Annotated in this window: 11 protein-coding genes and 2 tRNA genes; 10 read left to right on the top strand and 3 right to left on the bottom strand. The window is 37.0% G+C overall.

The window, feature by feature from the left end:
- The 6 genes from IJF99_RS02620 to IJF99_RS02595 all read left to right on the top strand — a co-directional run.
- On the top strand, nt 1–175 hold a 175-nt coding region (locus tag IJF99_RS02620; RefSeq protein ID WP_292791708.1), incomplete at its 5' end, for a 30S ribosomal protein S27e.
- Between the two features lie 49 nt (nt 176–224).
- Complete coding sequence (locus IJF99_RS02615) at nt 225–1,025, top strand: translation initiation factor IF-2 subunit alpha (protein WP_292791706.1); 801 nt, start codon at nt 225–227, stop codon at nt 1,023–1,025.
- A gap of 6 nt (nt 1,026–1,031) precedes the next feature.
- A complete protein-coding gene (locus IJF99_RS02610; RefSeq protein WP_292791704.1) occupies nt 1,032–1,202 on the top strand; it encodes an RNA-protein complex protein Nop10 in 171 nt (56 codons plus the stop codon).
- A 5-nt stretch (nt 1,203–1,207) separates the two neighbouring features.
- Nucleotides 1,208–1,981, top strand: a complete 774-nt coding sequence (locus IJF99_RS02605) for a proteasome assembly chaperone family protein (RefSeq protein ID WP_292791701.1) — start codon at nt 1,208–1,210, stop codon at nt 1,979–1,981.
- A gap of 28 nt (nt 1,982–2,009) precedes the next feature.
- On the top strand, nt 2,010–2,552 hold the full coding sequence (locus IJF99_RS02600; protein WP_292791698.1) for a DUF2112 family protein: 543 nt from the start codon (nt 2,010–2,012) through the stop codon (nt 2,550–2,552).
- Nucleotides 2,553–2,574: 22 nt separating this feature from the next.
- The gene (locus IJF99_RS02595) at nt 2,575–3,753 is read left to right on the top strand and encodes a TIGR00375 family protein (RefSeq protein WP_292791695.1); all 1,179 of its coding nucleotides are present in this window, start codon (nt 2,575–2,577) and stop codon (nt 3,751–3,753) included.
- Between the two features lie 8 nt (nt 3,754–3,761).
- On the opposite strand, the gene IJF99_RS02590 is transcribed toward IJF99_RS02595, so the two are convergent.
- The 3 genes from IJF99_RS02590 to IJF99_RS02580 form a co-directional block, all read right to left on the bottom strand.
- Nucleotides 3,762–3,835: transfer RNA gene (locus IJF99_RS02590), tRNA-Arg, on the bottom strand.
- 53 nt (nt 3,836–3,888) lie between these two features.
- Nucleotides 3,889–3,962: transfer RNA gene (locus tag IJF99_RS02585), tRNA-Arg, on the bottom strand.
- A gap of 86 nt (nt 3,963–4,048) precedes the next feature.
- Nucleotides 4,049–4,549, bottom strand: a complete 501-nt coding sequence (locus tag IJF99_RS02580; protein WP_292791692.1) for an endoglucanase — start codon at nt 4,547–4,549, stop codon at nt 4,049–4,051.
- A 155-nt stretch (nt 4,550–4,704) separates the two neighbouring features.
- On the opposite strand from IJF99_RS02580, the gene frhA reads away from it, so the two are divergent.
- From frhA to frhB, 4 genes are read left to right on the top strand one after another with little or no spacing between them, the layout of a single operon-like run.
- A complete protein-coding gene (frhA, locus tag IJF99_RS02575; RefSeq protein WP_292791689.1) occupies nt 4,705–5,919 on the top strand; it encodes a coenzyme F420 hydrogenase subunit alpha in 1,215 nt (404 codons plus the stop codon).
- An 18-nt stretch (nt 5,920–5,937) separates the two neighbouring features.
- Nucleotides 5,938–6,507, top strand: coding sequence for a coenzyme F420-reducing hydrogenase, FrhD protein (frhD, locus tag IJF99_RS02570; protein ID WP_292791686.1), 570 nt, complete (start codon nt 5,938–5,940; stop codon nt 6,505–6,507).
- Nucleotides 6,507–7,334, top strand: a complete 828-nt coding sequence (gene frhG, locus IJF99_RS02565) for a coenzyme F420 hydrogenase subunit gamma (RefSeq protein WP_292791683.1) — start codon at nt 6,507–6,509, stop codon at nt 7,332–7,334. The genes frhD and frhG overlap by 1 nt, the downstream gene beginning before the upstream one ends.
- A gap of 11 nt (nt 7,335–7,345) precedes the next feature.
- Nucleotides 7,346–8,197: a coenzyme F420 hydrogenase subunit beta gene (frhB, locus tag IJF99_RS02560; protein WP_292791679.1), complete on the top strand. Its 852-nt coding sequence runs from the start codon at nt 7,346–7,348 to the stop codon at nt 8,195–8,197.
- Nucleotides 8,198–8,344: the final 147 nt, after the last annotated feature.

Genomic DNA, 8,344 nt, shown 5'->3' with positions numbered 1-8,344 from the left:
TAGTAAAGGTAGAGGAAACTTTTTAAAAGTTAAATGTTTAGATTGTGACAATGAACAAGTAATATTTGATCGTGCAGCATCTGATGTAAAATGTATTATTTGTGGTAAAACCCTTGTCAAATCACGTGGTGGTAAAGCTAAAATCACCGCACATATTGAAAAAGTTTTAAACTAGATTTCTAGTTTTAAACTTATTACTATTTTTTATTAATGTTGGTGAAAGTATGGTTAGAAAAAGTCAAGAATGGCCTGATGAAGGAGAACTTATTGTAGGTACTGTTTATAAAGTTCTTAATTATGGGGCTTTTGCTAAATTAGAAGAATATCAGGGCAAAGAAGCTTTCATTCACATTTCTGAGGTATCTTCTGGATGGGTTAAAAATATCAGAGACCACGTAAGGGAAAATCAAAAGATTGTCTGTCGTGTATTGAGAGTAAACCCTAAAAAAGGACATGTTGATGCTTCTTTAAAAAGAATCCGTGAAGACCAAAGAACTAAAAAAATCCAACATTGGAAAATTGAACAAAAAGCTGAAAAATTCTTAGAATTATCTGCTAAATCATTAGATAAGACTTTAGATGAAGCTTATGACGAAGTGGGTTATGAACTTATGGACATCTTTGGAGATGTTTACGGCGCTTTCGAAACAGCTTCTGATGAAGGTGCAGAATCATTAACTGAAGAAGGAATCCCTCAAGATTGGGCTGATGCTATAACAGAAGTAGCTAAAAAGAACATTACTCCTCCTGAAGTTCACATTAGCGGTTATGTGGATATCGAAACATTCGTGCCTGACGGTGTGGATGTCATCATCTCTGCATTGAAAGCCGCAGAAGACAATGGGGATGAGGAAGAGGAAATTAAAGTCCAATGTGTAGGGGCACCAAGATACAGAATAACTGTAAAATCTACAGATTATATATTGGCAGAAAAAACTCTCAAATCTGCAGCTGAAAGATGTATTGCAGTTGTTGAAGAATCTGGTGGTAACGGTTCATTTTTAAGAGAGTTAGATAATAACTAGATTCTTATGAATATGAAAATGAATAAATGTCCTGATTGTGGGATTTATACTTTAAAAGATGCTTGCCCAAAATGCGGCGGGCAACTTAAAGTTATTTATCCTCCTAAATTTTCTATTGAGGACAAATACGGCAAATATCGAAGAATTTTGAAAAAAGAAGCAATGAATAGGGAGTAGTACAAATGAATACTGCTGAAATTAATGTTTTAGAAGAAATCGAATTGGATAATCCTATTTTTATAGAAGCATTACCTGGTCTCGGTCATGTCGGCAAATTAGCTGCTGATCATATGATTGATGAGTTGGGAGCCACCAAATTCGCTGAAATTTATTCCCCGACATTCCCTCCTCAAGTTCTTGTAAAAGACGAGGGCATCATTGAAAACATGTATAACGAGTTATACTATTTAAGGGATGTTGGTGAAGATAATTTGGATTTAATCATTCTTGTAGGTAACACTCAGGCATTATCTCCGGAAGGACAATACTTGGTGTGTCAGGAGATTTTAGACTTCGTCTCAAAATATGATATTGATAGAATTTTCACATTAGGTGGTATGGTAACTTCTCCACAGCCTGTTGAAAATCCTAGGATATTTGGAGCCGCTACAAATGAGGCCAACATCGAATTATTGAAAGAAGCTGAAATCGAAATAAGAGTCAATGATGGAGGAATAGTTGGCGCTTCAGGATTATTTTTAGGCTTAGGCGTTCGTCGTGGAATCCATGGAATGTGCCTTATGGGCGAAACTCCAGGATATTTCATCGATGCCGAATCCGCCGAAGCTTTATTGAAAAAACTGTCCCAGATTCTTAATTTTGAAATTAATGTTGAAAAATTAGATGAGAGGGCTGAAGAAACCAGGCAAATGATAGCAAGGGCTCAGCAGATGGAACAGGATTTAATCAATAAAGCCAATGCTGGAAATGCGGATGATTTAAGATATATTGGATGATCAATCCAATTTTTATTTACTTTTTTTCATGAATGTTATAGTTATACCTGACGCATCGATGATAGTTATTCCATTAATAGAAAAGAACGGACATACATATCTCTCCCCAACTAACTTTTCTCGCAATGACAATATGGATATCTGCGAAGGAAATCTCACTTTTGACAACCTAATCACCAAATATTCATCAAGTGAACTTCCGTCAGGCGTAAAATCAAGGCTTTTTTTGTTTTCTAAAGTGATTGATAAGGCAGATGCCGCAATAATGATAGGAAAAAGGCCGAAGGATTATGAAAAGATGTATAGTCCGTTAAATGATTTGATTTTGTTCGGAGGAAACTCCTGCAACAATGCACATAGCCTGTTTGTCAAAATCATTAATGATTTGAATATTCCAACACTAAAACTTGCATTTCCAACTACTCGGGAAGAGATTATCAGTTTAATCGGCAAAACAAACTGTTTTTTAAAAAATTTGGATTCATATTCTGAATTGAGTGCGGACTTAAGACCCAAAAAAGATAAATTTCCGGTTTTCGAATTTAAAAAAATTTTGGATAATTTAAAATAATAATAATTTCTAACAATTAAACATGTTGGTAAATGCTGATTTTCACATTCACAGTTGTTTTTCGATGGCATCATCAAAGGACATGCTGATTAAAAACATGGCTCCAAAATCCAAACTTAAGGGACTGCAATTGTTGGGGACTGGCGATGCCTTCCATCCAAAATGGCTGGACATTATAGAACAAAGCACCACTTATTCCGGAGACGGAATATACACTGCTGAAGGAATGGATTTTGTTTTAACGACTGAGGTTGAAGCAAAATACCGAATTCACCATGTAATAATCATTCCCGATATCGGCATTGCCCGTGAATTGTCACAGATGCTGCCTTCCAATAATAAGAATATCGACGGAAGGCCTAAAACAAACCTGGGCGGGGCGGAATTATTGGAGATGGTTCATGATTATGACTGTCTGATAGGTCCTGCACATTCATTCACTCCATGGACAGGAATGTACAAGTCTTTCAACAGCATTTATGACTGTTATGAAAAAAAGCCCGATTTTGTTGAATTGGGTTTGTCTGCAGATACGGACATGGCCGATTGCATATCAGAACTTAAGGATTTTCCTTTTTTAAGTAATTCCGATGCCCATTCGCCATGGCCTCACAGATTAGGTCGTGAGTTTAATCAGATAAGTCTTGAAGATATGTCCTATTCCTCTATTAAAAAGTGTTTTAAAAATAAGGAAATTAAGGCAAATTATGGTCTCGTACCTAATTTGGGAAAGTATCACATGACCGCATGTACAAAATGCTATAAGTTGGTTGATCCCCATGTGGCCAGGGAAAAGAAAATGAGATGCGATTGCGGAGGTACAATTAAAAAAGGAGTTGATTTCAGAATATCTGAAATAGCCGATTTTGAAGAGCCTCACCATCCTAGTTTCAGGCCAAAGTATGTTCATCTGATGCCTTTGGCAGGGATTATCTCTTCCGTTTATGGAAAGGGAGTCACAACCAAGACCGTTCAGGGGATTTGGCAAAAATTAATTGATAATTTCAAAACAGAAATCGATGTTTTGATTAATGTTGGGCTGGAGGATATTAAGAAAGTAGATTTCAATGTTGCTTTAGCTATTGAATCATTCAGAAACAATACTATTGACATTATTCCAGGTGGCGGCGGCCAGTATGGTCAAATATGTTTCAAAAAAGAAGTTAAAAAGCCTAAATTAGTGACTTTGGATAATTTTTAAAAAAAAAGCGGACTTGGAGGGATTTGAACCCTCGATCTTAAGATTAGGAGTCTTACGCCCTTCCAGACTAGGCTACAAGCCCAAAATAAATTTACTTCATAAAATTATTTTTTTTAAAAAAAGAATTTGTAAGAGCGGACCCGCCGGGATTTGAACCCGGGGTCTTCGGATTAGAAGTCCGACGCCCTATCCAGCTAGGCTACGGGCCCTCACATATAACAATAATAATTTTATGATTTTTATTATTTATAGTTATCTATTCTTTACAAAAAAAATAAAAAAGGATTAAAAAATCCTATACTCTTTCTGTCATACCAGTTGCATCATTAACGCCTATACTGTCGACCACATTTCCATCAGCATCGTAAACCGGGAAAATCCAGTAACCATTTGAGAAATATCCGTCTCCAGCATAACATCCGTCTTCCAGAATAGCATTAGTAGCAATGGCTTTTGCAGCGGAATATGATAATTGTGTATTAGTTGAACCTCCACCATTGGAATTTGAACCTCCATTTGAGGATGATCCACCTGAATTTGAGGAGGAACCTCCAGATGAACTACCTGAACCACCAGATCCAGTTCCAGTACCTGAATTTCCGGTGTCAGTTGCAACAGGGCCTGATTGGTTTGTTATAGTATTATTTCCAATTCCATTTCCATTATTGTCATTTGCACCAATACTGGACAAATCTGAGAATATTGGGTTGTCACTGTTGGTAATTCCATAAGCGGCAACAGCTGCTGCGATACATAATACAATAATTATTGAAATGATTATATTTGCTTTATCCATTTTTTCCCTCCTGTCATATCATTTAATTATAATAAGTGAAATTAGTTTTTTATCTTTTATATATCTTTCGATTTATATTTTTTGATGTAGTTTATTAATAATAATAAACATATATATTTATCGTTAGTTTCTAATTTATAATTGAGGTGACATATTTGAAAGATAGAGTAGTTATATCCCCTACAACTCGTCAAGAGGGCCATGCCGAACTCGTCATGGAAGTCGACGACGAAGGGATTGTTACAAAAGGTATGTATTTAAGTATAACTCCTGTAAGGGGTTTAGAAAAGATGGTTCTTAACAAAGCACCTGAAACCGCTCCAGTTTTATGTCAAAGAATCTGTGGAGTATGTCCTATTCCACACACTTTAGCATCCGCTGAAGCAATGGATATGGCATTAGGAATTGAAATTCCTAAAGCAGCTAAATTGTTAAGAAAAGCTGTCGCAGCAGCACACGGTATTAACAGTGCAGCAATTCACCACTTCTTAGTTGCACCTGACGTTGTCCCTGAGGACAAATTCGTCGATGCAGTTAACAGTGTAAGTGAAGTTAGAAAAAATGTTCAATACGTTGTAGACATGATTGCTGGTGAAGGTATTCACCCATCTGATATCAGAGTTGGAGGAATGGCAAGAAACATCACACCATTCACCAAAGAAAGATTAATCGAAAGAATGACTGCTTTAAAACCAAAACTTGAAGCACACGTTGAATTTATTAAAAACTGTGTTGCTGAAGCTGGTTTACCTAAAGATTTAGGTGTAGTTAACCAACCTTTAATGGCAATGGATGCAACTTACGGTACCAACGATTTCGATATGGACAAATTCTCAGAAGTATTACCTGAAGCATGGTATGATGACCCAGATATTGGTAAAAAAGCATGTTCAGTAATTCCATTATGGGAAGGTACTAATGTTGAAACTGGTCCTAGAGCAAGAATGGAAAAATTCGCTGGATTCAAAGACAAAGGTGTAGTTGCTCAACACGTAGCACGTGCAGATGAAATGTTGAAAAACTATGATGCTTGTATGGAAGCATTAGATGCAATTGATCCTGCAGCACCTGCTAACGTATCTTACGATAAAAGAGGAACTGGTGAGCTTGGATTTGGTGTCATAGAAGGTCCTAGAGGAACTGACGTACACATGGCTCAAGTCAAAGAAGGCAAAACCCAATTCTATTCAGCAATTGTACCAACTACCTGGAACATTCCAACAATGGGTCCTGCAACTGAAGGATTCCACCATGAGTTAGGTCCACATGTAATCAGAGCTTACGATCCATGTTTATCCTGTGCTACTCATGTAATGGTAGTTGATGATGAGGACAAATCCATTCTCAAAAATGAAATGGTGAGAATCTAAGTTTGGAGGAATTAATTAATGCCTTACGATTCAGACATCATTGTTGTTGGATGCGGAAATATATTATTTAAAGATGATGGTTACGGTCCGGTAGTCATTAATGTTTTACAAAAATATCTTAATGACACAAAAGACTATTATGACCCTGCAGTTACTTCCTATGTTGATGATGAGTTTGATAAAGAAATTCTAAAAGAAATCGAAGAAAAATTTGAAGGCATAACTTTGCCTGATGGGGTTCAATTCATTGATGGTGGAACAGCAGCACCAACTAATTTTTTCCCGTTATATAGTGAATATGACTGGAAGAAACTCATTGTAGTTGATGTTGTCGAATTCAATGCTGAACCGGGCACTGTGGAAATTTTTGACCCGGAAGTTATGCAAAAAGGGAAATATGATAATCCTCACGGAATGACAGTTGAGGATCCTCTTCGTGAAATCGCTCAGAAATGTGAAGTCGTTATTGTAGGATGCAAACCTGCATCAATTCCAACACCGGATGTGGATATGGGTTTAACAGAACCTGTAGAAAAGGCAGTTCCTAAAGCTATAGATATTATTTTAAAAGAAATCGGGGTAAAATAATGTTTGATAAATTGAAAAAAGCTTTTGGCGGTTCTAAAGAAGAAGTCGCACCAAAAGTAGAAGAAAAAGTTGAAGCTGCACCTGCACCAGAAGCAGCTCCTGCAGCATCCGCAAAACCACGTATTGGTTACATTCACTTAAGTGGTTGTACTGGAGATGCAATGTCTTTAACTGAAAACTATGACATTTTATCTACTGTATTAACTGATTTAGTTGATATCGTATACGGACAAACTTTAGTTGACAAATGGGTTCACGGAACTTACGCTGAAGAAATGCCTGAAATGGACTTATGTTTAATTGAAGGATCAGTCTGTTTACAAGATGACCACAGTGTACAAGAATTATTAATGGCAAGAGAAAAATCAGGATTAATCTGTGCATTCGGTTCCTGTGCTATGACCGGTTGTTTCACCACCTTCGCACGTGGAGGTCAACAAGCACAACCTAAACACGAATCCTTTGCACCAATCAGCTCTTTAGTTAAAGTTGATTGCGCACTTCCTGGTTGTCCTGTAGCTCCTGAAATGATTGCAAAAGTTGTTGTTGCATTATGCAACGGAGACATGGAATACTTACAACCTGCTATTGATAAAGCTGCTTGCAACACTGGATGTGGATGTGACGTATTAACCAATGTAATACGTAACGGATTATGTACTGGATGTGGAACTTGTGCTCTCGCTTGTCCTACAAGAGCTATGGGCTTTTCCGAAGGTAGGCCTAGCTGTGACAGAGACAGATGTATTAAATGTGGATCTTGTTATGCAATGTGTCCAAGAGCATGGTTACCTATAAAAAGAATTAAAGAGGAAACTGGATTATAGGAGGATTGAACATGCCATTAGGAACTTATAAAGAAGCATTATCTGCAAGAGCTACTGATAGCAAAATTACTGATGTATCACAAGACGGAGGAATTGTTTCAGCATTACTCTGTTACGCACTCGATGAAGGAATCATTGAAGGTGCAGTTGTAGCTGGAACTCCTGACGAAGATTGGAGACCAATTCCTACAGTTGTAACTTCATCCGATGAAGTTATCGCAGCTGCAGGTACTAAATACTCAATGTCCCCAACTTTATCTGCTTTAAAAGAAGCAACCCGTCAATACGGATTAGAAAAAGTTGGTGTTGTATCAACTCCATGTCAAACCCAAGGTTTAAGAAAAGCACAAGCTTACCCATTCACTAGATTTGTCGCTGAAAAAATTAAATTAATCATCGGTATCTACTGTATGGAAAACTTCCCTATGGCTTCTCTTGATACCTTTGCAACCGCAAAATTAGGATTTGACTCCTTAACTGATGCTAGCAAAATGGACATTGGAAAAGGTAAATTCTGGTTAACCAAAGACGGAGAAGACTCAGGTTTAGCTATTAAAGAAACCCACGGATACGAACAAGCTGGATGTAACATCTGTATGGATTACGTATGTGAATGGGCTGACGTATCAACCGGTTCTGTAGGATCTCCTGACGGATGGTCCACTGTTTTAACCAGAACCGACGATGGTGAAACCGTATTTAAAGCTGCTGTTGATGCTGGTTTAATTGAAACAAAACCAATGGACGAAGTAAAACCAGGTCTTGGATTACTTGAAAAATTAGCAGCAGGTAAAAAAGACAAAAACGGCAAAGAACGTGAAAGAAGAGCAAAAATGGGATTACCACTTCCTGTGGAATACTAATTCCACTTCTTTCTTTTTTTTCTTTTTTTTGAGTCTGTAAAATTTTATAGGCTTCTTTCAAATTTTATTTTTTTTACACTTGAAATTTCACTTCGATAAAAATTCGTTCTAATTTTTCTTTAATTTCAAAATAAATGATTAAAAAAT

It is taken from the genome of Methanobrevibacter sp. (assembly GCF_017406825.1).
Classification (GTDB): domain Archaea; phylum Methanobacteriota; class Methanobacteria; order Methanobacteriales; family Methanobacteriaceae; genus Methanocatella.
Note: the sequence above shows the minus strand (reverse complement) of the source record. Positions and strands in the feature narration are given on the sequence as shown.

What these genes read in the sequence shown, in the direction of transcription:
- IJF99_RS02610 (WP_292791704.1), top strand. Translation starts at nt 1,032, where the DNA reads ATGAATATGAAAATGAATAAATGTCCTGATTGTGGGATTTATACTTTA.
- frhG (WP_292791683.1), top strand. Translation starts at nt 6,507, where the DNA reads ATGTTTGATAAATTGAAAAAAGCTTTTGGCGGTTCTAAAGAAGAAGTC.
- IJF99_RS02580 (WP_292791692.1), bottom strand. Translation starts at nt 4,549, where the DNA reads ATGGATAAAGCAAATATAATCATTTCAATAATTATTGTATTATGTATC.
- frhD (WP_292791686.1), top strand. Translation starts at nt 5,938, where the DNA reads ATGCCTTACGATTCAGACATCATTGTTGTTGGATGCGGAAATATATTA.
- IJF99_RS02615 (WP_292791706.1), top strand. Translation starts at nt 225, where the DNA reads ATGGTTAGAAAAAGTCAAGAATGGCCTGATGAAGGAGAACTTATTGTA.
- frhB (WP_292791679.1), top strand. Translation starts at nt 7,346, where the DNA reads ATGCCATTAGGAACTTATAAAGAAGCATTATCTGCAAGAGCTACTGAT.
- IJF99_RS02600 (WP_292791698.1), top strand. Translation starts at nt 2,010, where the DNA reads ATGAATGTTATAGTTATACCTGACGCATCGATGATAGTTATTCCATTA.
- IJF99_RS02595 (WP_292791695.1), top strand. Translation starts at nt 2,575, where the DNA reads ATGTTGGTAAATGCTGATTTTCACATTCACAGTTGTTTTTCGATGGCA.
- IJF99_RS02605 (WP_292791701.1), top strand. Translation starts at nt 1,208, where the DNA reads ATGAATACTGCTGAAATTAATGTTTTAGAAGAAATCGAATTGGATAAT.